General features: G+C 62.2%; 23 protein-coding genes. 7 read left to right on the top strand and 16 right to left on the bottom strand.

All coding sequences use genetic code 11. The features are described from left to right. Window positions 1-12 precede the first annotated feature (12 nt). The 4 genes from AC2FMD_RS15855 to AC2FMD_RS15840 all read right to left on the bottom strand — a co-directional run bounded on the left by AC2FMD_RS15855 (window position 13) and on the right by AC2FMD_RS15840 (window position 3,314). On the bottom strand, window positions 13-1,341 hold the full coding sequence (locus AC2FMD_RS15855; protein WP_496679407.1) for a TRAP transporter large permease: 1,329 nt from the start codon (window positions 1,339-1,341) through the stop codon (window positions 13-15). Window positions 1,342-1,352: 11 nt separating this feature from the next. Next, window positions 1,353-1,865 carry a TRAP transporter small permease gene (locus AC2FMD_RS15850; RefSeq protein ID WP_496679409.1) on the bottom strand — a complete coding sequence of 171 codons (513 nt, stop codon included), beginning with the start codon at window positions 1,863-1,865 and terminating at the stop codon, window positions 1,353-1,355. 96 nt (window positions 1,866-1,961) lie between these two features. After that, window positions 1,962-3,107 (bottom strand): TRAP transporter substrate-binding protein, encoded by a 1,146-nt coding sequence (locus AC2FMD_RS15845; protein ID WP_496742021.1) that lies wholly within the window; start codon window positions 3,105-3,107, stop codon window positions 1,962-1,964. Between the two features lie 24 nt (window positions 3,108-3,131). Further along, complete coding sequence (locus AC2FMD_RS15840) at window positions 3,132-3,314, bottom strand: hypothetical protein (protein WP_170365134.1); 183 nt, start codon at window positions 3,312-3,314, stop codon at window positions 3,132-3,134. A gap of 135 nt (window positions 3,315-3,449) precedes the next feature. On the opposite strand from AC2FMD_RS15840, the gene AC2FMD_RS15835 reads away from it, so the two are divergent. Beyond that, window positions 3,450-4,475: a LacI family DNA-binding transcriptional regulator gene (locus AC2FMD_RS15835; RefSeq protein WP_496742023.1), complete on the top strand. Its 1,026-nt coding sequence runs from the start codon at window positions 3,450-3,452 to the stop codon at window positions 4,473-4,475. Between the two features lie 14 nt (window positions 4,476-4,489). Here AC2FMD_RS15835 and AC2FMD_RS15830 read toward each other — a convergent pair whose 3' ends face one another. Beyond that, window positions 4,490-5,461 carry a LysR family transcriptional regulator gene (locus AC2FMD_RS15830; RefSeq protein ID WP_496679415.1) on the bottom strand — a complete coding sequence of 324 codons (972 nt, stop codon included), beginning with the start codon at window positions 5,459-5,461 and terminating at the stop codon, window positions 4,490-4,492. Between the two features lie 90 nt (window positions 5,462-5,551). Then, window positions 5,552-7,987 (bottom strand): GcvT family protein, encoded by a 2,436-nt coding sequence (locus tag AC2FMD_RS15825; RefSeq protein ID WP_496795236.1) that lies wholly within the window; start codon window positions 7,985-7,987, stop codon window positions 5,552-5,554. Window positions 7,988-8,172: 185 nt separating this feature from the next. Between AC2FMD_RS15825 and AC2FMD_RS15820 the strand changes: the two genes are divergently transcribed. Together AC2FMD_RS15820 and AC2FMD_RS15815 are read left to right on the top strand one after the other, a co-directional pair. Further along, complete coding sequence (locus AC2FMD_RS15820) at window positions 8,173-9,690, top strand: trimethylamine methyltransferase family protein (RefSeq protein WP_496742025.1); 1,518 nt, start codon at window positions 8,173-8,175, stop codon at window positions 9,688-9,690. Between the two features lie 83 nt (window positions 9,691-9,773). After that, window positions 9,774-10,742, top strand: a complete 969-nt coding sequence (locus AC2FMD_RS15815) for an agmatinase (protein ID WP_496742026.1) — start codon at window positions 9,774-9,776, stop codon at window positions 10,740-10,742. On the opposite strand, the gene AC2FMD_RS15810 is transcribed toward AC2FMD_RS15815, so the two are convergent. The 8 genes from AC2FMD_RS15810 to AC2FMD_RS15775 form a co-directional block, all read right to left on the bottom strand. Further along, window positions 10,739-11,719, bottom strand: coding sequence for an arginase family protein (locus AC2FMD_RS15810; RefSeq protein WP_475142816.1), 981 nt, complete (start codon window positions 11,717-11,719; stop codon window positions 10,739-10,741). The two genes, AC2FMD_RS15815 and AC2FMD_RS15810, sit on opposite strands and share 4 nt — an antisense overlap. A 61-nt stretch (window positions 11,720-11,780) precedes the next feature. Then, the gene (locus AC2FMD_RS15805) at window positions 11,781-13,370 is read right to left on the bottom strand and encodes an ABC transporter permease (RefSeq protein ID WP_496742028.1); all 1,590 of its coding nucleotides are present in this window, start codon (window positions 13,368-13,370) and stop codon (window positions 11,781-11,783) included. After that, window positions 13,363-14,400 (bottom strand): quaternary amine ABC transporter ATP-binding protein, encoded by a 1,038-nt coding sequence (locus AC2FMD_RS15800; RefSeq protein WP_496742030.1) that lies wholly within the window; start codon window positions 14,398-14,400, stop codon window positions 13,363-13,365. The genes AC2FMD_RS15805 and AC2FMD_RS15800 overlap by 8 nt, the downstream gene beginning before the upstream one ends. 84 nt (window positions 14,401-14,484) lie before the next feature. Continuing rightward, window positions 14,485-15,435, bottom strand: coding sequence for an ABC transporter substrate-binding protein (locus AC2FMD_RS15795; protein WP_496679430.1), 951 nt, complete (start codon window positions 15,433-15,435; stop codon window positions 14,485-14,487). A gap of 328 nt (window positions 15,436-15,763) precedes the next feature. Then, complete coding sequence (rplT, locus tag AC2FMD_RS15790; RefSeq protein ID WP_093965154.1) at window positions 15,764-16,129, bottom strand: 50S ribosomal protein L20; 366 nt, start codon at window positions 16,127-16,129, stop codon at window positions 15,764-15,766. Window positions 16,130-16,143: 14 nt separating this feature from the next. After that, entirely contained in the window at window positions 16,144-16,344 is a 201-nt protein-coding gene (rpmI, locus tag AC2FMD_RS15785; protein ID WP_039523697.1) for a 50S ribosomal protein L35, read from the bottom strand. Between the two features lie 181 nt (window positions 16,345-16,525). Further along, window positions 16,526-18,079: an alanine/glycine:cation symporter family protein gene (locus AC2FMD_RS15780; RefSeq protein WP_496795235.1), complete on the bottom strand. Its 1,554-nt coding sequence runs from the start codon at window positions 18,077-18,079 to the stop codon at window positions 16,526-16,528. 14 nt (window positions 18,080-18,093) lie between these two features. Beyond that, the gene (locus AC2FMD_RS15775) at window positions 18,094-18,531 is read right to left on the bottom strand and encodes a universal stress protein (protein WP_496688705.1); all 438 of its coding nucleotides are present in this window, start codon (window positions 18,529-18,531) and stop codon (window positions 18,094-18,096) included. A gap of 189 nt (window positions 18,532-18,720) precedes the next feature. Between AC2FMD_RS15775 and AC2FMD_RS15770 the strand changes: the two genes are divergently transcribed. Continuing rightward, on the top strand, window positions 18,721-19,194 hold the full coding sequence (locus AC2FMD_RS15770) for an Lrp/AsnC family transcriptional regulator (protein WP_496679437.1): 474 nt from the start codon (window positions 18,721-18,723) through the stop codon (window positions 19,192-19,194). A 7-nt stretch (window positions 19,195-19,201) separates the two neighbouring features. Here AC2FMD_RS15770 and pyk read toward each other — a convergent pair whose 3' ends face one another. Then, a complete protein-coding gene (pyk, locus tag AC2FMD_RS15765; RefSeq protein ID WP_496679439.1) occupies window positions 19,202-20,647 on the bottom strand; it encodes a pyruvate kinase in 1,446 nt (481 codons plus the stop codon). A gap of 117 nt (window positions 20,648-20,764) precedes the next feature. Between pyk and AC2FMD_RS15760 the strand changes: the two genes are divergently transcribed. From AC2FMD_RS15760 to AC2FMD_RS15750, 3 genes are all read left to right on the top strand, one after another. After that, on the top strand, window positions 20,765-21,502 hold the full coding sequence (locus AC2FMD_RS15760) for an N-formylglutamate amidohydrolase (protein ID WP_490361237.1): 738 nt from the start codon (window positions 20,765-20,767) through the stop codon (window positions 21,500-21,502). An 87-nt stretch (window positions 21,503-21,589) separates the two neighbouring features. After that, window positions 21,590-21,829 (top strand): DUF6868 family protein, encoded by a 240-nt coding sequence (locus AC2FMD_RS15755; protein WP_496679444.1) that lies wholly within the window; start codon window positions 21,590-21,592, stop codon window positions 21,827-21,829. A 71-nt stretch (window positions 21,830-21,900) separates the two neighbouring features. Continuing rightward, a complete protein-coding gene (locus tag AC2FMD_RS15750) occupies window positions 21,901-22,215 on the top strand; it encodes a DUF1244 domain-containing protein (protein WP_496679446.1) in 315 nt (104 codons plus the stop codon). Between the two features lie 43 nt (window positions 22,216-22,258). Here the strand turns inward: AC2FMD_RS15750 and AC2FMD_RS15745 are convergent, their stop codons facing one another. Beyond that, on the bottom strand, window positions 22,259-23,119 hold the full coding sequence (locus AC2FMD_RS15745; RefSeq protein WP_496679448.1) for a D-amino-acid transaminase: 861 nt from the start codon (window positions 23,117-23,119) through the stop codon (window positions 22,259-22,261). Between the last annotated feature and the right edge of the window lie 23 nt (window positions 23,120-23,142).

The raw sequence follows: 23,142 nt of genomic DNA, 5'->3' as shown, positions 1-23,142 counted from the left end.
GTTCAGAAGATCCTATTGGTAGATTTCAGGAAGCAAAGTGGTCGACAGCGCCGGAACGTAGGCGATCAGGATGACGACGATCAGCATGGTCAGCACAAAGGGCACGGCGCGGGCTGCGATCTTGAGGATGGATTCACCCGTGATCCCCGACACCACAAACAGGTTCAGCCCCAGCGGCGGCGTGATGAAGCCAACGCCCAGTGCGGTGATCATCATGATGCAGAACTGGATCTCGTTCATGCCGATATTGTCCGCCAGCGGTTTCAGGATCGGGGCAAGGATGACGATGTTCGGTGTCGTCTCCATGACGCAGCCGGCCGCGATCAGAATGCCGATCATCAGCAGGATCAGCAGGAAGGGATCCTCGGTCAGCGAGGTCACCGAGGCCACGAAGCCCTGCGGCACGCCCATGATCGCCAACGCCTCGGCGAGCGGGGCCGAGAAAGCGATGATCGGCAGGATCACCCCGTTCACCTTGGCCGAGCTGACCAGCATCGACGGGAAGTCCGCCAGCGTCAGCGTCCGCAGGATGAACCCCATGATGATGGTGACGACAACGGCAGTCGCGCCCGCCTCGGTCGGGGTCAGGCGACCCGAGAAGATGCCATAGAAGATGATGCCCGGCACGATGAAGGCATACCAGCCCGATTTCAGCGCCTTGCCCAGATTGGCCAGCCATTCGCCCATGGTCATCATGCCGCCGCCCTCATAGCCATAGAGACGGTTCATGATGATGTTGGTCACGAGGATCGAGATCAGGATCGCCAGCCCCGGGATCAGAGCGGCCAGGAACAGGGTCGAGGCCGAGATGCCCAGCACGAGCCCGATGATGATATAGGCGATCGAGGGCGGGATCAGGATCCCGGTACAGGCCCCCGCCGCCACCAGCGCACAGGCATAGGGGCGCGGATAGCCGCTTTCGACCAGTCGGTTGATCGTCATCCGACCCACTGCCGCCGCCCCCGCCGCGTCAGACCCCGAAATGGCTGCGAACATGCCGCAGACCAGAACCGTGGCCGAACCGAACCCGCCCTTGGCAAAACAGGTCAGCGCCTCGGCCACGTCCAGAAACTTGCGAGACAGCCCTGTGCGCACCAGCACGTCACCGGTCAGGATGAACAGCGGCACCGCGGTCAGCGCAAAGGCGTCGATGCCCGTGAACAGGCTTTCGCCCACAAGGCTCAGCGGCAGGTCGCCCGACATGATCAGCATCACGATCGCGGCCGAGCCGATCGCGGCCCAGACCGGAACCGCCAGCGCGATCAGGCCGACGAACAGGATCACGGGCAGGTAGAAATCCCAGCCCAGTTCGACTGTTTGGTTGAGAGAACTCCACAGCATCCGGTTTCTCCTCAGTCAAACAGCTTGTCGCCTTCGAAGACGGGCGTGCCGTCACGAAGGCTTTTGATGTCGTTCATCAACGATTGGATCAGGCGCCAGATCATCAGGGCAAAGCCCATAGGCACCGCCATTAGGAACCAAACCTTCGACACCCGCAGCCCGTCAGTGACCGAGCCGAACTTGGCCGAGACATGCACCGCCTCGTAGGACCAGTAGAGCGCGATGACCGCCACCGCGAACATCACCAGATCACCGAAGATATACAGCACCGCCTTGGGCCGCGGGCCGAGGTAATGCATGATCACGTCGATCCGGATATGGGCGCGTTCCTTGACCGCCGCCGCAGCGCCGACCCAGGCCAGATAGATGAAGGAATAGCGGACGATCTCCTCGCCCCAGATCGAGGAATAGGCGAAGATCTCGCGCCGCAGCACCTCGATCGCCATCGTGATGACGAGCATTACGTAGAACACCAGCAGCAGCCAGCGTTCGGCGTTGCGGTCTATGGTTTTGAGTAACGACATCGCTTCCCTCGGCAAGGCTGGGGGGATGGGCCTGAAGGATCAGGCCGTGCAGGTCTGGAAAAGGCGGGCGCACGTCCGGCGCCCACCCGGTCCGTATCAGGCGTCGTGGACGTAGTATTTGCCTTGGGTGCCGGCCGCTTCGACCAGCTTTTCGAAGGCGTCCATCGATCCGGCCAACTCGGTCTTGAAGGGGTCCCATTCCGACCGCTGATAACCGCCGGCCTCCTGCCACTCGGCCAGTTGATCGTCGGTCAAAGAATGGAACTCGACCCCGGCCTTGTTCAGCTCGGCCATGGCATAGGCGCGGGCCGAGGGGACCTTGGCAAGGTTCTGATGGCTGGTCATCTCCGAGCCCCACATGATGCCCTCTTGCACATCGGCCGGCATCGAGTTGAACCATTCCAGGTTGCAGGAATAGACCTGGCTGTCCGGCACCGCCTGGGTGAAGGTGACGTGAGACAGAATGTCCTTGAAACCAAACACATAGAGCGCACCGACCGACGGGTCGAGCGCATCCGCCACACCCTGCTTGATGGCCGAGGGGGTCTCACCCCAGGCAACGGGCGTCGGGTTGGCACCGACCATGCGATAATACTGCTGCAGCATCTTGGACCCGGGCACGCGGAATTTCACGCCGCTCATGTCCGAGGGGGTAATGATGGCATTTCCGCCCTGGCGTACAGCCACAACGCGCGGGTCGATCACGACATAGAACAGCGCCTTGAAGCCTGCGGCCTCGACCTTGGGGTGCACTTCGTTCTTCCAGGTTTCGGAATGCACCAGATTGGTGAACCGCTGATTCGAGCCGCACAGATACGGCATGTTGATCAGGTCCACGGTCGAAGCGAAGGGTGCGAAGTTCGACAGCGAATGCTGCGCGGCCTGGATGGTTCCGCCCTGCACCTTCTGCACCAACGCGCCGCCCGCGCCCAGCTGCCCGCCCGGGGCCAGCTTGACATAGACTTTGCCGTTGGTTGCGTTCTGGATGTTCTCCTTCAGATCCAGCTGCATGATCGGATAGCTGCGCGAGGCGCCCAAAACATAGGCCGTGGCCACCGTCATCACATGCTCGGCAGCTTGTTCGCGCTCCTTTTCCTCCTTCGCGGTCTGCGCCGCAGCCTCGGATGACCACAACACGCCGCTTGCGCCCGCCACCAGTGCGGCCGTGAACGCGCCACTGGCACTGAGTTTCAGGAAATTGCGGCGTTCAGCTGACGCCAGTTCCATTTGATCTTTGTTCATTGGTTGCCCTCCCATTGGAAAAATTCAGCCGCCGTTCTCCTCGCGTTCGGCCTCTTTTTTCAGAATTGCGACAACGAACAGGATCGACGCCGCGAACAGAACCAACATCTCACCCACATCCCCAAGAAACGCGCGGCCTGCAAACGCACCCAGCGCCACGTTCGCGAAATAGACGACGAAGACGATGGCGGATGCGGCAAGAAACATGTTCGGGACCTAGAATGGAATCGGCTCTGGCTACACTTGTAAGCGCTTACATGAAAAATGCAAGCGTTTACATTTCGACTTTCAACCCCAAATGGAACCGGATAGAATTGAATAAAACGAAGATCAGGTTCGGAAATGCCAAAGCAGAAAGCCGCCCCGACATTGGATGACGTTGCCAGAAAGGCGGGCGTTTCCACGGCTACGGTTTCGCGTTGCATCAACACCCCGGACAGGGTGGTTGAATCGACCCGCAAACGCGTGCAGTCGGCGATCGAGGCCCTGGGCTATACACCGAATTTCGCGGCTCGGGTCATGGCGGCCAAGCGCACGTTTACCATCGGCGCGATCATCCCGACGATGGAAAACGCCATCTTTGCGCGCGGTCTGCAGGCCTTTCAGGAAGAGCTGCACCAACATGGATATACGCTTCTGGTGTCAAGTTCGGCCTACAAACCGGCAACCGAAGAAGAGCAGATCCGAACTCTGGTCGCCCGCGGCGCCGATGGCCTGCTGCTGATCGGTCACGACCGGGCGCCGCACATTTACGAATTCCTTCAACGCCGCGATATTCCGGCGCTGGTTGCGTGGTCGTTTTCCCCGGACGGGCGTCTGCCCTCCATCGGTTTCGACAACCGGGCGGCCATGTACGAGCTGGCGAAAAGGGTCCTCGACCTCGGGCACATTCGGCTTGCGGTGATATCCGGCATCACTCACGGCAACGACCGCGCGCGCCTTCGACTGGACGGGGTGCGCGACGCTGTTCGGCAGCACGGGCTTGACCCGCAGGTGCTTCAGGTCATCGAGACCCCGTACGAGATCGAAAACGGCGCCGAAGCGTTCGCGGATCTCATGTCGCAAGACATGCCACCGACTGCTGTCATGTGCGGCAACGATGTTCTGGCCGCTGGCGCCATGCTCAGGGCTCAGGATATGGGGTTGAAAGTGCCGCAGGATGTCTCGATCACCGGGTTCGATGACATCGAACTGGCCCGGATCCTGCGCCCGGCGCTGACGACCGTGCATGTGCCGCATCGGGAAATGGGTGGAAAGGCCGCCAAGGCATTGATCGAAATGGTTGAAAAAAGGGCCCCCGCTGCCGGTGAACACCTGTACACGCATATCGTCAAACGGCAGTCCCTGGGTCCTGCCAACTCGGTGTGATCCGTGTGACTGGATCAGGCGGCCTGGTCTTCCATCGTCCGGAAATCACCCTTCAGCCACAAATGCCGTTTGCACATCGGCTCGGTAAAATACTGCCGGATCAAGCTGCTGAGGGCCTTGTGGATCAGTTTTGAGGTGGTGTCCGGATAGACCTCGGTCGTGAACAGGGAAACGATCCTGACAAAGTTTCGACCCGGAAAAGGCGTTGCCCGGACCGAGTCATGATAGCGATGCGCCCGGTGGAAGCATCCAGCGGTGGTGATCGCCCATCCGCTGCCTTCTGCCACCAGCCCCATGATCGACTGGTTGCATTCCAACTCGAACCGGTTGGGCAGATTGTACTTGTTGCGCGTCAGCTGGATCTCGATCTGCTTGCCGATCGTGTAGTCACGCGAATACCGCAGCAGCGGCAGGTCGGAATGGGGCGAGAACAGGTCCTGAATGTCTCCCTTGAACTTCTCGGGCACGATCACGATGAACGGATCACGCAGAAGTGGGTACTCGATCAGCCCCTGCGTGCCGCCCGGCGGTCGGGTCGCCACACCTGCGTCCAGTTTGTGTTCCTGCAATTTCTCGATGATCTCGTGGCTGGGCCGTGTGAAATGCCGGAAATTGCAGCGCGGCAGCGCATGGGCTAGGAACCGGATCAGTTCGGGCGCGATCTGGTTGTCGAAATCATCCACCAGGGCCAGCCGCAGATCGGTGGCGTGGCGCCAGTTGCCAGACCGGATCTCGGCCTCGCCCCGCTTCAACACGGTCAGGCCATCCCGTACATAACGCGAAAATACCTCGCCAGCCGGTGTCAGGCTCATCGGACGGCGACCGTGATCGACGAGGCCGACGCCCAAAGCGTCTTCGAGACTGCGCAGATGGTTGGACACGGTGCTGATCGACAGGCCAGTTTCCGAGGCCACCTGTTGAATCGACCCAGACTTGGCTACCAGGCGAAACACCTCCAGCCAACGCAGGCTCAGCGGTTTGGACACGGGGCAAAACCCTCCCGCAATTTCGATTTCATCGAAACTAGCGAAACAGAGTTTTGGCTTTCGGGCAATGGTGAATGTTGGCCACCCGCTTTAGCTGCGCATGTGGGTGAAGTCGGGATCGTAGGGGCAGGCAGGGATCACCCGCGCCGGAACCCTGTCACCACACAGGTCCAGCATCATCTCGCTGCCTTCGGTGGACAGGTGCGGCTCGACAAAGGCATGTGCCAGGTTCAGCCCGGTGCGATGCCCCCAGTCGCCCGAGGTCACCGTTCCAACCACCCGATCCCCGGCCATCAGCGACGCGCCGGGATGCGCGGGCGCGTGCGTGGCCTGCACTTGCAGCGCAACCAACTTGCGCGACGGCCCGTTGGCCTGCCGTTCGATCAGCGCCGCGCGCCCGATGAACTCCGGCTTGTCCAGCCGGACAAAGCGGTTCAGCCCGGTTTCAAGCGGATCGAACTCCGTGATCAGATCCGCTTTCCAATGCAGGAAAGTCTTCTCAATCCGCATCGACTCGACCGCCCGCGCGCCGAACAATTGCAGGCCAAAGGCCTGTCCGGCCTGTCGCAGCGCAAGATAGGCCGCGTAGAGCGAGGCGTTGGGTACATGGATCTCATAGGCCAGCTCACCCGAGAAACTGACGCCCATCACGGTGGCGGGCGCGATCCCGACAAAGCACTCGCGTACGCTGAGCCACGGGAAGGCGTCCCGCGACCAATCCCCGCGCGAGCAGGCCGACAGCACGTCACGCGCCCGTGGTCCGGCCAGGACCAGGATGGTCTGGTCGTTGGTCAGGTTGCGTAACTGTACGTCCTCGTCGGGGGCGATGTGTCGGGACAACCAATCCATGTCATGCAGCTCGGCCGCGGCGGCCGAGCCGTACCAGACGCGATCCGGCCCACGGTCGCTGGCGGGCAGATTGGCGATGGTCGCCTCGGCCTTGACCATGCCCTTGTGGTTCAGCAGATAGGCCAATCCCACCCGCCCTTGTCGACGGGGCAGCGCGCCGCAGATCATCCGGTCGAGGAACGCATGCCGGTCGGCACCGGTAATCTCGATCCGGTTGAACCCGTTGACCTCGGCCAGCCCGACATTCTGCTGCACATTGGCGACCTCGGCGGCGATCACGTCGAATGTTTCGTCAAAATCGAAACTGAGCGTCGGCGTGAAATCGGGCGTGGGCTTGATGTACTCGACTCGCTCCCAACCATTCACCACGGTAAACGCCGCGCCCTCGGCGGCCAGAACCGGGGTCAACGGCGTTGTCTTGGCGGGCCGCCCGGCGGGACGGTGTTCGTGCGGAAAGTGAAAGCGGAATTCGTTCTGGTAGTCCTCGATCGCCTTCAGCGCGGTCAGCTCGACATTGGCGTGCCCGGCGAACCGGCGCGGGTCGAGGCACCAAGTGTCATAACAGGCCTCGCCATGCACGATCTGCTGGGCCAGCAGCCAGCCGTGGCCGCCCCCCTCGCCCAGCCCGGCCCGCAGGCCGATGATGCAATAGGCGTTGCGCTTGCCGGGGATCAGCCCCACCAGGGGCGCACCGTCGATCGTATAGGTGATCGGGCCGTTGACGACCGTGTGGATCCCCGCCTCCATCAGGGCGGGCATGCGGGCAAACGCGCCTTCCAGCACATCGGTCACCCGGTCCAGATCGTCCGGGCACAGCGCGTTGACGAAGTTCGGGTCGATCCCGTCCATGCCCCAGGTCTTGCAGTCTTGCTCGTAGAAACCCAGCAGCAGCCCGTTCTTCTCCTGCCGGCAGTAATAATCGCTGATCGGGCAGCGCAGCAGCGGCATGCGGTGGCCGGCATCGCGGATCGCGGGGATTTCCTCGGTCAGGAAATACTGGTGCTCCATCGAGGCCACGGGATGGTGCACGCCCATCATCGCGCCAACCTCGTTCACGCGGTAGCCACAGGCATTCACCACGATGTCGCAGTCGATGTCGCCGTGCTCGGTATGAACGGTCCAGGTGTCGTCTTTGTGCTGGGTCAGAGCCGTGACTGGCGTGTTGCGATAGACTTCGGCCCCGGCCTTGCGCGCCCGCCGCGCCAGCGCCTGACACAGCTGGGCGGGGTCGATGTCCCCGTCCAGCGGATCCCACAACCCGCCCAGCAGATTGTCGGTGGAAATGAGCGGGTGGCGACGGGCGCATTCCTGCGCGTCGATCACCTCGAAATGCACGTCCATCCCCCGCGCCATCGAAGCGAAATGGCGATAGCCCTGCATCTGCGCCTCGGTATTGGCCAACCGGATGCCGCCGTCGCCATGGTGGTAGTTGATCGGATAGTCCGGGTCTTCGGCCAGTTCCTTGTACAGGTTGATCGAGTGGGTCTTGAGCCCCACCATCGTCTGGTTCATTCCGAAATTCGTCACCTGTGCGGCCGAATGCCAGGTGGTGCCGGATGTCAGCTCGTTTCGCTCCACCAGAACCACGTCGCTCCAGCCTTCTTGCGTCAGGTGATACAGGGTTGAACAGCCGGCGATTCCGCCGCCGATCACCACGACCTTGGTGCGCGATTTCATGGGTGTGCTCCTTCTGACGTTCCCCAAACCCTGCCGAACGGCGCGGCGGGCGGGCAATGGTGCAGTCACCGGTCCCGAAAAATCGAAACGGGGATTGAGATTTCTCAAAACGGCATTTCCGCTTTGGCCGCACCCCGCGTTGCCGCGTAACCTGCAGGGCAGGATCGGATCAGGAGCCTTCGGAGATGCCAGAACAGGGCAAACGCGGCGGGCGGCGGGCGAGGCTGGCGCAACGGGCGGCCAAACCGGCCTTTGACCCCTGCGCGCCCGGCCAGATCGGCGGGCAGTACAAACCCCTGACCTTGCCCGAGATCGCGGCGATCCACGACACCGCCCTGCGCCTGCTGGAAACGCTGGGCATGGGCGAGGTGCCCGACCGCCTGGCACAAGACCTGATCGCCGCAGGTGCGCGGCCAGGCCCGCCGGGACGGCTGGTCTTTCCTCGCACGATGGTCGAAGGCGCGGTCCGACAGGCCGCCAAACGCTTTACCCTGCACGGGCGCGACCCGGCCCGGTCGATCAAGGTGGGCGGCGACCGCGTGCATTTCGGCACCGGCGGAGCGGCGGTCCAGACGCTGGACCTGGACAGCGGGCTTTATCGCCCGTCGACCCTGGCCGACCTGCATGATTTCACCCGCCTTCAGGACACGCTGGCCAATGTCAGCTGGTTCACCCGATGCTGTGTCGCCACCGACGTGCCGGACAATTTCGATCTGGACGTGAATACCGCCTATGCGCTGATCCGGAATACCACCAAACCGGTAGCGACCTCGTTCACGCTGGCCGAACATGTCGCGCCCATCGTGCGGATGCTGGACATCGCCGCCGGAGGCCAAGACGCCTTTGCGGAACGCCCGTTTTTGAAGGCGCATATCAGCCCGGTGATCTCGCCCTTGCGGTACGGCGAAGATGCGGTGGACGTGGTCTATGAATGCATCGCGCACAACATCCCCATGTCCTGCATCACAGCAGCCCAAGCCGGGGCGACCGCGCCCGCCACCATGGCCGGGTTTCTGGCCCAGTCGCTGGCCGAAACCCTGGCCAGCCTGGTCATGGTCAACGCGATCCGGCCGGGCTTTCCCATGGTGTTTTCGAACTGGCCGTTCATCATCGATCTGCGCACCGGCGCTTTTTCGGGCGGCAGTGGCGAAACCGCCGTGTTGAACGCGGCCTCGGCCCAGATCACCAACTGGCTGGGGCTGCCCTCGGGCGTGGCCTGTTCGATGACCGATGCCAAGGCCATCGACGCGCAATACGGCGCCGAAAAAGGCATCACCTCGCTGGCCGCAGCACTGGCCGGCGGCAATTTGATCTACGAAAGCTCGGGCATGACGGCCTCGCTGCTGGGGGTCAGCTTCGAGGGGTTCGTGCTGGATGACGAGATGCATTCGCACACCTATCGCGCCCTGCGCGGGATCGAGGTGACCGAAGAAAACCTGGGCTTTGACGCGATCTGCCAGTCGGTTCTGGGCGAGGGCCATTTCCTGGGCAGTGCCCACACCCATGCAGCGATGGAGCGCGACTATTTCTACCCCGCTCTTGCCGATCGGGCCGAGCCGCGCAGCTGGCAGGACAGCGGCGCACGCGATGCCTGGTCCAACGCCCGCGACCGCGCGCGTGAAATCCTGCGCACGCATCACCCGCAATACCTCAGCCCCGAACAGGAGGCCGAGATCCGAACCAATTTCCGGATTCTGTCCTGATCCGACGCCGTTGTGTCGCGGACCGGGTGTTTTTGACGCGGGCTTGCCGCTAGGCTCGGGCAAACGACGACACAGGGGGCCCCATGGCAAATGCGTTCTTTCAACCCGTCTCGGCGATGGAGCTGGCGCGCTTTGCCGGTGTCCCCACTTTCATGCGCCTGCCGGCCCTGACCCCGGACGACGACCGGATGGATCTGGTCGAGCTTGGGCTGGTCGGCATCCCCTGGGACGGGGGCACCACCAACCGGCCCGGCGCGCGGCACGGGCCACGGCAGTTACGCGACCAGTCCACCATGATCCGCGCCATGAACCCGGTGACCGGGGTTGCCCCGTTCGAACTGGTCAACTGTGCCGATCTGGGCGACGTGCCCCCCAACCCGGTGGATATCGAGGATACGTTGGACCGCGTCACCCGCTTCTACACCGACCTGATGCTGCGTGGCATAGTACCCCTGACGGCGGGCGGTGATCACCTGACCACCCTGCCCGTCCTGCGGGCGCTGGCTAGCGACGGCCCGCTTGGGCTGATCCAGTTCGACAGCCATACCGACCTGTTCGACAGCTATTTCGGCGGGCATAAGTATACCCACGGCACCCCGTTCCGCCGCGCAGTCGAGGAAGGGCTGGTCGATCCCGAACGCTTCGTGCAGGTGGGCATTCGCGGCACCGCCTACAACACCGAGGATATCGAATGGGGCGAGGCGCAGGGCATCCGCATCATCCGCATCGAAGAACTGTTCGACCGCGGCATCGACGATGTCATGACCGAGGTCCGCTCCATCGTCGGTGACGCGCCCTGCTATTGCACCTATGACATCGATTTCGTGGACCCCACCCATGCCCCCGGCACCGGCACGCCCGAGATCGGCGGCCCCAACAGCTTTCAGGCCCAGCAGGTCATCCGCAAGCTGGAAGGGGTGAACCTTGTGGGCGCGGATCTGGTCGAGGTCTCGCCACCCTTCGACCCATCGGGCGGCACCGCATGGCTGGGCATTTCGCTGATGTTCGAACTGCTGTGCGTGCTGGCCCAGGCGATCGACGCGCGGCGCTAGGCCCGGGCGACGTTCTCGGCGATCATCGAGATCATCTCGAACATCACCGCAGCCGCCGTCAGCGCGGTGATGTTGTTGGGGCTATCCTTGGTCGGCATCATGCAGACCACATCGCCGCCGACGATGTTGAGCCCCCGCGCGGCATGCAGGATGCCCACGGCCTCGTCGATGTCAAAACCCTTTTCGCCGGGTTCCAGGTTCGACACCCCCGGCGCGATGGTCGGATCCAGGCAGTCGAGATCGAAGGTAATGTAAACCGGCCGGTCGCCCAGAACCTCGCGCGTTTGGGCCACCACATCGGCCAAGCCACGCTGGCGGAACTCGCGCATGGTGACGATGTTGTAGCCATAGTCATACGAGGGTTGTAGCCAGTCCAGGCTGCGCGGATGCCCCCGCAATCCGATCTGCATCGACCGGGTCGGGTCCACCTGCCCCTGATCGGCCAGGTAAGCTCCCCAATGCGCAGCCGACTTCTTGGCCCCCAGGAAATGATCGACTTTGGTGAACACATCCGTATGCGCGTCCAGATGCAGAAAGCTGACTGGTTGCCCGCCCGCCAGTTTGCCTCGGCCCAGCGCCTGTACGATCCCACCCGTAATCGAGTGATCGCCGCCCACCGAAACGGGCCGCGCCCCGGCGGCGTCGATGTCACGGTAGAAGGCGGTGATGCGCTCGATGCAGTCCTCGTTGTCGTTGGCGCGCGGGAACGGCACGTCGCCCACATCGGCAATGCGCGCGCTTGACCACGGATCGATCTGGAACAACGAATGCACCCGGCGCTGCACGGCCGAGACATGACGCAGCGCACGCGGGCCCAGATGCTGGTCGCGCTCGGTGGTGCCGTTACCGGCGGAATGCGGCACGCCCACAAGAGCGATATCCTGATCCTGCGGCCCCACATGGGGGCACCGGAACAGGGTGGGCACGCCCCACCAGTACAGGTTGTCCATCATGGATTGTTCGTAGCGGTCCGCCATCGTGTCTCCCCGCCCTGAAATGAAACCGCCCCCACTGGTGACCCGGGGGGCGGCTGTCGCGTCAGATCTTTTCGTCTTCGCGTCGGAAGGCGCCCTGGACGATGCGGTCCATGACCATGGCCAGGAACAGGATCGCAAAACCGCCCAGCAGGCCCGGCCCCTTGGCCGCGTATTGCAGCGCCTCAAGGATTTCCTTGCCCAGACCCCCGCCGCCGATCAGCGAGATGATCACGACCATCGACAGGCACATCAGGATGGTCTGGTTCACGCCGGTCATGATCGAAGGCAGCGCCAGCGGGATTTCCACGTCCTTCAGCAACTGCCATTTCGAGGCGCCAAAGGCCACGGCGGCCTCTTTGATGCTTTCCGGCACCCCGCGCATGCCCAGCGCCGTCAGGCGGATCACCGGCGGCATACCGAAGATGATCGTGGCCAAGATGCCTGGCGGGTTGCCGGTGCCAAAGAAGGCGATGATCGGGATCAGGTAGACGAAGGCCGGCAGGGTCTGCATCAGGTCCAGCACCGGCTCGGCCGCGCGATAGGCGCGTTTTGATTTGCCGAACCAGATGCCCAGCGGAATACCGAAGGTGACGCACAGCAGCACGGCCGCGCCCACCAAAGCCACCGTCTCCATCGCCACGTCCCAATAGCCCAGCAGCGCGATATAGGCCAACGACGCGGCAGTGAAGATCGCCACGCGCGGTCCCGCCGCGCGCCACGCGGTCACGCAGATCACCAGCATGACCACCGGCCAGGGCGATCCGATCAGGGCCACCGTCAACCCGTCCAGAACCGAGCGTACACCGGCAACGATCCCGTCGAAAATGTCTCCGCCTGCGGCAGCTGCAGCGTCGATCCGGGCCTCCATCCAACTGGCCAGGGCCGAGAACAGCGTGCCCTGATCAGGCCCGAGGATCATTTCCGACACTGCCTTTTCAGGGAAAGCGTCCAACAGAGGCAGCGATGCGTTCACAGTGAATTTGTACACGATCAGCGGGCCGATCGCTGCCACCAGAACCGCGCCTAGAACCGTGTTCCGGGTCGAGCGGCCGCTTTCGGTGCTTTCGGGGTCGATCCGCCAGTTCGAATACTGTTTTTCGTACACCCGGTCAGCGTAGAACCCCTGCACCAGCTTGAAAACCAGCAGCATCAGAAGACCGGTGACCATGATCCCCAAGGCTTCGGACTGCGCCAGCTGCGCTTTCTCAAGGCTGCTGTCCGCCGCTTTCTGGATATTTGCGGCCAGTTTGTTGAATCGGTCGATGTCTGCCTTCTCGATTGCATCCGCCGCGCGAGCCAGCAACTCGTTTGCGCGTTCCTGCTGACGGGCCGCGCGTTCGGCCAGATCTGCCCCCGGGTTGCCCCAAGCGCCGCGACCGATCTGCACCCAAGCGATGATCTCAAGGATCAGGAAGGTCCAGAACATCCCCCAGATCGCCCGCGAGGCGGACCAGAACGGCCCCAGCACCGCCGCCCACAAGTTGAACGTGTTCGGGATCGGACTGGTCGCATCATGGATCTTGTGAAAGGCTTTGACGTAGTAGTCACCATTAGGGCCTGCGAATTCGTGGATCGACCGATCCAGCGCCTCGCGGTCCACCTCGATGTCGGAGGCGGCCGTGACTTTCAATTCCGTGGTTGCATCAGTCATTTTTGCCCCCCTGAATTCCGCGCAGCAGGCGTGGTTTGGTCACGACGCCCACATCCTGACCGCCGTCGGTGATCACCACCGGAAGCTCGGTGTTCACGGCCAGATCGATCAGCTGGTCGAGGTCTGCGCCCTCATCCGCGCGCGGCGCGCCATCCAGCGGGCCGGAGTAACTGTCCAACGACTCCATGATCGAATGCGCCTTGACCAGTTTGAGCTTGGATATGCCCTGCACGAACTCGCGCACATAGTCATCGGCCGGGTTCATCACGATGTCCTCGGGCGTGCCGATCTGGACGATCACACCGTCCTTCATGATGGCGATGCGATGACCGATACGGATCGCCTCGTCCAGGTCATGGGTGATGAACAGCGTGGTCTTTTTCAGCTGTGCAACCAGAGCCTTGAACTGGTCCTGCAACTGCAACCTGATCAGCGGGTCCAGTGCCGAGAACGGTTCGTCCATCAGCAGGATTTCCGGGTCCGAGGCCAGCGCGCGCGCAATGCCTACGCGCTGCTGCATCCCGCCCGACAGTTCCTTCGGCAGCCGGTCCTCATAGCCGGTCAGATCCACCAGGCCCAGCGCGTGATCGGACACTGCCCAACGCTTGGATTTCGAGACTTTGCGGATCTCCAGCGGATAGGCCACGTTGTCGCGCACCGAGCGGTGCGGCATCAGCGCCATGTGCTGGAACACCATCCCGATCTGCTGGGCGCGGATGCGGCGCAGTTCGGACTCGGAGATCTTGGACACGTCCTGCCCCATGATCTCGATCTTTCCGGCCGTGGGCTCGATCAGGCGATTGACATGGCGCACAAGGGTCGATTTGCCCGAACCCGACAGGCCCATGATGCAAAAAATCTCGCCACGTGGCACTTCGAACGTGGCGCCTTGAACGCCGACCACGCAATTGAATCTTTCAAGAACTTCAGGTTTTCGAATACCTTCATTTCGGACTGCGGCCATGGCTTCTTCGGCCCGTGCGCCGAAAATTTTCCAGACATTTTCTAGTTTTACGACAGGTTCGTCCATTTGCCCCTCATCTACGGGGTTGCATCCCGGCAAACAGGCAAAGGGCCGCCGCGATCAGTCGCGACGGCCCCCTGCGTTTCTGATTTAGTTCGTCAGCCAGCCGATAACGGTGTCTTCGTTTTCAGCCACCCACTGGCGGGCGAAATCGGCTGCTTCCACGTTGTCCACGGCCAGCGCCTTTCCCATCGCGCTCAGATCGTCACCCTGCATCTGGTAGTTGCGGAACAGGGCCGCGACCTCGGGGTGGCTTTCCTCAAGCTCTTTGGCGTAGTGCAGGTGCAGAGTTGCCCCGTTCCACGCGGTCGAGGCCTCGGACTTGTCCAGCCAATCCGGGTCATCGGTGGGCTGAACGATCGTCCAGGTGGCCGGATCATGCGGTGGCTCTTCTAGCACGGTCAGTTCCTGCGTCACAAAGATGTAGTGCGGGCTGTAGCAGAACCCGATCCACGGATCACCGGCCTTGGTCGCGTTTGCCAGGTTGGCATAGGCGATGGTTTCCTCGTACTCGGTCAGCTCAAAGATCTGGTCATAGCCGTAGGATTTGGCGCGGATCTTCTCGACCACGGTCGACGCCCAGCCGGGCGCGCCGATCCAAACCTCGGGAGTGCCGTTTCCGTCAGTGTCAAAGATCGCCATCTTGTCCGGATCGCTCAGGTCGTCGATGGATTTGATGTCATATTCCTCGGCAATGTAGGTCGGAACGCACATACCCTGCTCGGCCTGGACCGGGTTCTCGTTCATCACGACGGTGCCTTTTTCTTTGACATAGGTGTCGTGCAGGTTCTGCTGGTTTGGCATCCAGACTTCGGGGTGGACGTGCATCGCACCCGAATCCATCGCTTCGAACACGATGGGGTTGGTGCCGTTCTGCAATTCGACATCGAGGCCGAGGTTGTCTTCGATGACAACTTCAAGAATGTGCGCGGTGGCATTCACCGACGCCCAGTTCGGTACGCCGATCACGATATCCGCGGCAACCGCAGGCATGGCAATCGCCATCGATGCGCCCCCAAGCAGCATGGTCAATTTCTTCATGGCATTTCTCCGTGTTGGTCATCTGCGGTGCTGGTCTTGCATCACGCCCCCAGCCCGGTTGGGACCGCCGCGCGCATGCCAGCATCTCGGTTGTTTTCGCGCACGGCCATTCAAAGGACCGCTGCATGAAAAATGAAGCACGCGGGCCCGAACCCTTTCAAGCGCCACGATCTGATGCGGTCACATGTGCGACTTTATCTAATGCCTGTTCCGACTTTTTCGAAATGATGCCCGGCCGTTTTTGACGCCGGCAGTCTGGCCGGTTGCGCCAACGAAAAAGGCCGCCCCATGCGGGACGGCCTTTCTTTCACTGTCTCTCGAAAGAAGATCAGGCAGCCAGAGCGGCCTGTGCCTTGGCAACGATCGCGCCGAACGCTTCCGGTTCGTGCACGGCCAGATCGGCCAGGACTTTGCGGTCCACTTCGATGCCGGCCAGGTTCAGGCCGTTGATGAAGCGGGAATAGGTCAGAGCTTCGTCATGCGAACGAACAGCGGCGTTGATGCGCTGGATCCACAGAGCGCGGAAGTTGCGCTTGCGGTTCTTGCGGTCGCGGGTTGCGTACTGGTTGGCCTTGTCGACGGCCTGACGGGCAACCTTGAAGGTGTTCTTGCGGCGGCCATAGTAACCTTTGGCGGCCTTGATGACCTTCTTGTGACGGGCGTGAGTTACGGTTCCACCTTTAACGCGGGACATATCGGTATCTCCTCTTAGCGGTCGTAGGGCATGTAGCCCTTGACGATCTTGGCGTCGGGGGCGGACAGGGTGGTGGTGCCACGGGCGTCGCGGATGAACTTCTTGGTCCGCTTGATCATGCCGTGCCGCTTGCCGGCCTGAGCCGACATGACCTTACCGGTCGCGGTCACCTTGAAGCGCTTCTTGGCGCTCGATTTGGTCTTCATCTTGGGCATTTCCGTCTCCTTTCAGGGTTCGGTCCGAAACGCGACTCGGCATGCCACATCGGCCGGTCGCGCGATCAGATGCGCCGTTTACGCAAGTTCGGTCATGCTGGCAAGGGGTTTTTGACCCGGTTTTTCCCTTTTCGCACCGGTGTCGGGAACCGGGGCGGCAGGGCCGCCCCGGTTGGTATCATCAGTCGGCGAACTTGCGGATTTCGCCGCTTTTCAGCCGCGCACTGTACGAGGCCAGTTCCTGGCGCACCACTTTCATCAGGAAGTAGAGTGCAAAGACGTTAACCACGGCCATTGCAAAGATCGCCGCATCCGAGAAGTCGATGACCGGCGTCAGGTTGGCCGCCGCCCCGATCACTACGAAGATGCAGAAGATGATCTTGAACACCAGTTCCTTGGTGTGGCCTTCGCCGAACAGATAGGTCCAGGCCTTGAGGCCATAGTAGGACCAGCTGATCATGGTCGAGAAGGCGAACAGGATCACCGCGACGGCCAGGATGTAGGGGAACCAGCTGAAGGCGCTGCCGAAGGCGGCCGAGGTCAGGCTGACGCCCGCGTTTCCATCCACGGTTGCGATCGCCGTGCCCTCTTCGTTCAGCATGTACAGGCCGGTTGCCGGATCGATCACCAGCTGCTGGGTGATGATGATCACCAACGCGGTCATGGTACAGATCACCACCGTGTCGATGAACGGCTCGAGCAGCGAGACGAAGCCTTCGGTGATCGGCTCCTTGGTGCGGACGGCCGAGTGCGCGATGGCCGCCGAACCCACTCCTGCCTCGTTCGAGAAGGCGGCGCGTTTGAAGCCTTGGATCAGGGCGCCGACCATGCCGCCGGCCACGCCCAGACCAGTGAAGGCACCGGCGAAGATCTGACCGAAGGCCCAGCCGATCTTGTCGGCATTCATGCCGATGATGACCAGCGCGGTCACAACATACAGGATGCCCATGAACGGCACGACCTTCTCGGTCACGCGAGCGATCGACTTCAGGCCGCCCACGATGACCATGAAGACAACGGTCGCAAAGACCAGGCCGGTGATCCAGCCGGGATAATCGCCGACGATACCCGCGATCTGCTGGTGCGCTTGGTTGGCCTGGAACATGTTACCTCCGCCCAGCGCGCCAAGGATACAGAAGATCGAGAACAGGACCGCCAGGATCTTGCCCCCGGGAAGCCCCAGCTCGGCAAAGCCCTTGGACATGTAGTACATCGGGCCGCCCGAAACGGTGCCGTCCTCGTACTCGTTGCGGTACTTCACGCCCAGCGTGCATTCGGTGAATTTCGACGCCATGCCCAGAAGGCCGGCGAGGATCATCCAGAAGGTCGCTCCGGGTCCGCCGATGCCGATCGCCACCGCGACGCCCGCGATGTTGCCCAAGCCGACCGTACCCGACAGCGCCGTTGCCAGCGCCTGGAAGTGACTGACCTCGCCCGCATCGTTGGGGTCGGAATAGTCACCTTTGACAAGGCTGATCGCATGGCCGAAGAACCGCATCTGCACAAAGGCGAAGTACAGCGTGAACACCGTTGCGGCCACGACCAGCCACAGCACGATCCACGGGAAGCTCGTGCCCGGAAGCGGCGCGAAGATGAAGCTGACGAAGGGGCCCGTCAGATTTGAGAAGGCCTGGTTGATCTTTTCGTCCAGACCGGGGGCCTCCTGCGCAAGTGCGGGGTTGGCCAGCAGGGCCGCGGCCGCACCGGACAGGCCCAGAGTTTTGATCGATTTCATGTCTGCTCCTCCCCTCAGTTTACGACCGTGACCGGGACGTCGGCATGCATGACGAGATTCTGGGTCGAGCTGCCGAAGATGCGTTTCTTGAACCCGTCGGCGGATGACCGGCCGACAACGATCTGCGATGCGCCGTTCTTGACGGTGATCGCGTTCAGCGTTTCGGCCACGTCACCATGCCGGACGACGCCCTGTGCGTTGAAGCCTTCGGCCTTCAGCGCTGCCACTGCGGGTTCGACCACGCGGCTGTTGGCAAGGGCGATTTCTTCCTCGCGCCGCTTGTGCCGCAGGGCGTTTTCCTCGGGCGTCTGGAATGTGTAGGGCGACCATTCGATGACATAGGCGACAATCAACTCGCACTCGTCGATCCGCTTTGCCAGGGTCTTGGCAAATTCGAGAGCACGTTCGCCGGTCTCTGTCCCGTCCAGTCCTATGACAATTTTCGTTGTCATCTCGTTCCTCCGTTTTTTGTTGATTTGGCCGAGGCCCGTGCCCCCGGCAGGGCAGCCGGAACCTGGAACTCGTCGTCGAGACTGCCCTGTGGTCAAGTATCAGGAATAATCACTAGGGAAAGGGGATGATTTTGGTCTAATCTCAGGAAAAAATGCCGCTCCACCTAAAAATTTCAGGGAATTTGACTGATGGATAGGGATTTGGACAAGATCGACCAACGCATATTGGCCGAGCTGGAGGCCAATGGCCGCCTGCCCATAGTCGAACTGGCAGCGCGTGTAAACCTGACCAACACGCCCTGTTCTGAACGGGTGAAACGGCTTGAGAAAAACGGCTATATCACTGGCTACAGCGCGGTGATCGACAAAGAGAGGCTGGGGCTGGCGCACCTGACTGTGGTTCAGGTGTCACTGGCCGCCACGGCCGATCACTCTCTGGACCGGTTCAACGACGCGGTACGCCGGGTGCCCGAGATCGAGACCTGCCTGATGGTGGCGGGCTCATTCGACTATCTTCTGACGGTGCGTACACGCGACATCGCCCATTTCCGCATGGTGCTGGGCGACAAGATCAACAAGTTGCCGGGAATTCACCAGACAAGTTCCTTCACGGTCATGGAGACCGTGAAGGAACCCGTCGGGTCAAAGACACGTACCGCCTAAAGGCGCATCATTCCGGGTCGGTGGCGTAGATCAGGCGTTCGTCACAGGGCGCGACGCGCAGGATGTTGGTCGAGCCGGGTACGTTGAACGGCACGCCGGCGGTCACGACGATCTGGTCGGACTGGCTGGCAAAGCCGCTGGCGCGCGCCGCGCGGGCGGCATTGACCACCGCCCCCTTGAAGCGTTCCAGTTCCGGCGTCATCACGCAGTGACACCCCCAGGACAGGCACAGCCGCCGCGCCGTGCCCCGCAGCGAGGTCATGGCGATGATCGGCACATGCGGTCGTTCGCGGGCAGTCAGCAGGGCGGTGGTGCCGCTTTGGGTAAAGCAGCAGATCGCCTTTATGTCGGTCTTCTCGGCGATCTCACGCGCTGCGGCGACGATGCCGTCGGCCACGGTCGTGCCCTTGGTGGCGCGCGAGGCAGCGATGATCTCGGCATAGGTCGGGTCGGCTTCGACCTCGATGGCGACCTGGTTCATGGTCTTGACCGCCTCGATCGGATAGGCGCCCGCGGCGGATTCGGCACTTAGCATGATGGCGTCGGCGCCCTCATAGATCGCGGTCGCCACGTCGGAGACTTCGGCGCGCGTGGGCATCGGGCTTTCGATCATGCTTTCCAGCATCTGCGTCGCCACGATCACCGGCTTGGCCGCCGCACGGCAGCGGCGCACTAGGCGCTTCTGGATCGGCGGCACGGCCGAAACCGGCAGTTCGACCCCCAGATCGCCGCGCGCCACCATGATCCCGTCCGAGGCATCCAGGATTTCCTCAAAGGCCTCGACCGCGGCGGGCTTTTCAATCTTGGACAGGATGGCGGCGCGTCCATCGGCAAGGGTGCGGGCCTCGAACACGTCCTTGGCACGCTGCACGAAGCTGAGCGCCAGCCAGTCGACGCCCAGTTGGCAGACGAATTCCAGATCATCCCGGTCCTTTTCCGACAGGGCCGCCAGCGGCAGCACCACGTCGGGCACGTTCACGCCTTTGCGGTTCGAGATCGTGCCGCCGATCTCGACCTTGCAGTCGGCAAAATCGGCGCCGCACTTCTCGACGATCAGGCGGATCTTGCCGTCATTGACCAGCAGATGCGCGCCGGGCTCGAGCGCCTGGAAGATCTCGGGATGCGGTAGGCAGACGCGGGTGGCGTCCCCCGGCGCATCATCCAGATCAAGGCGGAACGGCGCACCTTCGACCAATTCCTCGGCGCCATTGGCAAAAACGCCCACGCGCAGCTTGGGTCCCTGCAGGTCGGCCAGAATGGCGATCGGGCGGTCCACGTCCTTTTCCACCTGCCGGATGATCCGGTGGCGTTCGCGAATCTCGTCATGACTGCCATGGCTCATGTTCAGGCGGAACACGTCGGCGCCGGCCTCGTGCAGCGCGCGGATCGTATCATAGTCGTTGGACGCCGGGCCCAGCGTCGCCACGATTTTCACATTTCTCAGGCGTCGCATCGCGCTTGCTCTCCTTGATGGCCAAATGTTACCGCAAACAGTGTTCGGGTCGCTTATTGCGCAATTCCCTTTCCGAGGCAACTGCCCTACACCTGCGACAAACAAGATGACAGGCTCATGACATACACTCCGTTTTACGTGCACGGGGCGGATCGCCCGTCCCGCTGGCTGATCACGTGCGACCACGCCACCAACACCGTACCACCGCAGATCAACGGCGGCGACCTCGGCCTTCCGCGTGAGGACATGGAGCGCCACATCGCCTATGACGTGGGCGCCTACGAGGTGTCGAAACATCTGGGCGAGATCCTGAACGCGCCGGTGATCGCGGCCAATTTCTCGCGGCTGGTGATCGACCCGAACCGGGGCGAGGACGACCCGACCCTGTTGATGAAGCTGTATGACGGGTCGATCATTCCGGCCAACCGTCATGCCGACGCCGCCGAGCGCGAACGGCGCCTGAACCTGTGCTATCGTCCTTATCACGAGGCGCTGGCCAAGATGGCCGCCCTGCCCCACGCCGTGATCGTCTCGATGCATTCCTTCACGCGCCAGTTGCGGGGCCGCCCGCCGCGCCCGTGGCATGTCGGCATCCTGCACACCGCGGACGAGCGGTTCTCGGCCCCGCTGATCGACCGGCTGCGGGCCGAGGGGGATCTGTGCGTCGGCGTCAACGAACCCTATACCGGCGTGCTGCCGGGGGATGCGATCGACCGGCACGCCACCGCCTTTGGCCGCCCCAACGCACTGATCGAGCTGCGCAACGACCTGATCGCCGATCATGCCGGGCAACGCGCCTGGGCCGAGCGGCTGGCACCGATCCTGCAGGACGCGCTGGCCGCAAGCGGTCTGTAACGCTCGTAAAATCCGCGACCAAACGACGCCCGCTCTCTTGAGCGGCGCGCGGGCAATCCCCATTTTTTGGGGTGAAAGGAGGCCGTCATGACACCTGAAACCCTGACAGCCTTTTTCGGCTGGATGACCGTTCTGAACTTTGCGGTCCTGCTGCTGTCGACCCTGATGGTGGTGGCCCTGCAGGACCGCATTGCCGCCATTCACAGCCGCATGTTCCAGATGGACAAGGCCGAGGTCAGAAAGGCCTATTTCAAGTATCTTGCGAACTACAAGATCCTGACCCTGATCTTCTGCCTGATGCCCTGGATTGCCCTCAAGCTGGTCTGAACCGGCGCGCGTTGTGCAATGGTCACGGGCTTGCTAGGTCTGGATCAAATCCCTCAAACCGGAGCCCCACCATGGACCCCAAGACCGAGATCGAACTGCAGGCTGCCGCTTTCCGCCGCCTGCAAAAACACCTGATGCAGGACCGCACCGACGTTCAGAACATCGACATGATGAACCTGGCCGGGTTCTGCCGAAACTGCCTGGCGCGCTGGTATCAGGAGGCCGCCAATGAAAAAGGCATCGAAATGGGCAAGGACGAAGCCCGCAAGATTTTCTATGGCATGACCATGGATGAGTGGAAATCCAAATACCAGACCGAGGCCAGCCCCGAAAAACAGGCCGCCTTCAAGGTCGCGTTCGAGGAAAACGTCGGCAAAAAAGACTGACGCCAAAACAAAAAAGGCCCGCCAGATCGGCGGGCCTTGGTGTTCAGATCGCTGCTTTGCGGCTTTCGTCCAGATAAATCTCGCGCAGCCGCGTGGCGATCGGGCCGGGTGTGCCGTCGCCCAGCGCTACGCCGTCGATCTCGACCACAGGCATTACGAAAGCGCTGGCCGAAGTGGTAAAAGCCTCATCGGCCTCTTTTGCTTCGTCAATGGTGAACAGGCGCTCCTCGACTTCCATCTGCGCCTCGGCCGCCATGCGCAGTACGGCCTTGCGGGTGATCCCGTGCAGGATGTCGTTCGACAGCGGGCGGGTGACGATCTTGCCGTTCTTGACGATATAGGCGTTGTTGCTGGTGCCTTCGGTGACATACCCGTCTTCGATCATCCAGGCATCGTCACACCCAGCGGCCTTGGCCATCATCTTGCCCATGGACGGGTACAGCAGTTGCACCGTCTTGATGTCGCGGCGGCCCCAGCGGATATCCTCGATCGAGATGATCTTGGCCCCTTTCCTGGCCGCGGGGTTGTCAGCCAGACCGGGCTTGTTCTGAGTGAACAGCACCAGCGTCGGCTTGGTGTCGGCCGAGGGGAAGACGAAATCGCGGTCGCCGTCGCTGCCTCGGGTGACCTGCAGATAGACCAGCCCCTCGTTGATGCCGTTCAGCTCGACCAGCTTGCGATGGATTTCGAGCAGTTCGTCCTTGCTGCAGGGTTCGGCCATCTGCAATTCGTCCAGCGACCGCTTCAGGCGCACCGCGTGACCCTCGAAATCGATCAGCTTGCCATCCAGCACGCTGGTCACCTCATAGACGGCATCCGCCATCAGAAAGCCTCGGTCGAAGATCGAGACCTTGGCTTCGGTCTCGGGCAGGTATTCGCCGTTCACGTAAACGGTGCGGGTCATGTCATATCCTTCTCGTCCTTGGG

The organism is Ruegeria sp. BHSC276 (assembly GCF_059612945.1).
Note: the sequence above shows the minus strand (reverse complement) of the source record. Positions and strands in the feature narration are given on the sequence as shown.

What these genes read in the sequence shown, in the direction of transcription:
- AC2FMD_RS15855 (WP_496679407.1), bottom strand. Translation starts at nt 1,341, where the DNA reads ATGCTGTGGAGTTCTCTCAACCAAACAGTCGAACTGGGCTGGGATTTC.
- AC2FMD_RS15850 (WP_496679409.1), bottom strand. Translation starts at nt 1,865, where the DNA reads ATGTCGTTACTCAAAACCATAGACCGCAACGCCGAACGCTGGCTGCTG.
- AC2FMD_RS15845 (WP_496742021.1), bottom strand. Translation starts at nt 3,107, where the DNA reads ATGAACAAAGATCAAATGGAACTGGCGTCAGCTGAACGCCGCAATTTC.
- AC2FMD_RS15840 (WP_170365134.1), bottom strand. Translation starts at nt 3,314, where the DNA reads ATGTTTCTTGCCGCATCCGCCATCGTCTTCGTCGTCTATTTCGCGAAC.
- AC2FMD_RS15835 (WP_496742023.1), top strand. Translation starts at nt 3,450, where the DNA reads ATGCCAAAGCAGAAAGCCGCCCCGACATTGGATGACGTTGCCAGAAAG.
- AC2FMD_RS15825 (WP_496795236.1), bottom strand. Translation starts at nt 7,987, where the DNA reads ATGAAATCGCGCACCAAGGTCGTGGTGATCGGCGGCGGAATCGCCGGC.
- AC2FMD_RS15820 (WP_496742025.1), top strand. Translation starts at nt 8,173, where the DNA reads ATGCCAGAACAGGGCAAACGCGGCGGGCGGCGGGCGAGGCTGGCGCAA.
- AC2FMD_RS15815 (WP_496742026.1), top strand. Translation starts at nt 9,774, where the DNA reads ATGGCAAATGCGTTCTTTCAACCCGTCTCGGCGATGGAGCTGGCGCGC.
- AC2FMD_RS15810 (WP_475142816.1), bottom strand. Translation starts at nt 11,719, where the DNA reads ATGGCGGACCGCTACGAACAATCCATGATGGACAACCTGTACTGGTGG.
- AC2FMD_RS15805 (WP_496742028.1), bottom strand. Translation starts at nt 13,370, where the DNA reads ATGACTGATGCAACCACGGAATTGAAAGTCACGGCCGCCTCCGACATC.
- AC2FMD_RS15800 (WP_496742030.1), bottom strand. Translation starts at nt 14,400, where the DNA reads ATGGACGAACCTGTCGTAAAACTAGAAAATGTCTGGAAAATTTTCGGC.
- AC2FMD_RS15795 (WP_496679430.1), bottom strand. Translation starts at nt 15,435, where the DNA reads ATGAAGAAATTGACCATGCTGCTTGGGGGCGCATCGATGGCGATTGCC.
- rplT (WP_093965154.1), bottom strand. Translation starts at nt 16,129, where the DNA reads ATGTCCCGCGTTAAAGGTGGAACCGTAACTCACGCCCGTCACAAGAAG.
- rpmI (WP_039523697.1), bottom strand. Translation starts at nt 16,344, where the DNA reads ATGCCCAAGATGAAGACCAAATCGAGCGCCAAGAAGCGCTTCAAGGTG.
- AC2FMD_RS15780 (WP_496795235.1), bottom strand. Translation starts at nt 18,079, where the DNA reads ATGAAATCGATCAAAACTCTGGGCCTGTCCGGTGCGGCCGCGGCCCTG.
- AC2FMD_RS15775 (WP_496688705.1), bottom strand. Translation starts at nt 18,531, where the DNA reads ATGACAACGAAAATTGTCATAGGACTGGACGGGACAGAGACCGGCGAA.
- AC2FMD_RS15770 (WP_496679437.1), top strand. Translation starts at nt 18,721, where the DNA reads ATGGATAGGGATTTGGACAAGATCGACCAACGCATATTGGCCGAGCTG.
- pyk (WP_496679439.1), bottom strand. Translation starts at nt 20,647, where the DNA reads ATGCGACGCCTGAGAAATGTGAAAATCGTGGCGACGCTGGGCCCGGCG.
- AC2FMD_RS15760 (WP_490361237.1), top strand. Translation starts at nt 20,765, where the DNA reads ATGACATACACTCCGTTTTACGTGCACGGGGCGGATCGCCCGTCCCGC.
- AC2FMD_RS15755 (WP_496679444.1), top strand. Translation starts at nt 21,590, where the DNA reads ATGACACCTGAAACCCTGACAGCCTTTTTCGGCTGGATGACCGTTCTG.
- AC2FMD_RS15750 (WP_496679446.1), top strand. Translation starts at nt 21,901, where the DNA reads ATGGACCCCAAGACCGAGATCGAACTGCAGGCTGCCGCTTTCCGCCGC.
- AC2FMD_RS15745 (WP_496679448.1), bottom strand. Translation starts at nt 23,119, where the DNA reads ATGACCCGCACCGTTTACGTGAACGGCGAATACCTGCCCGAGACCGAA.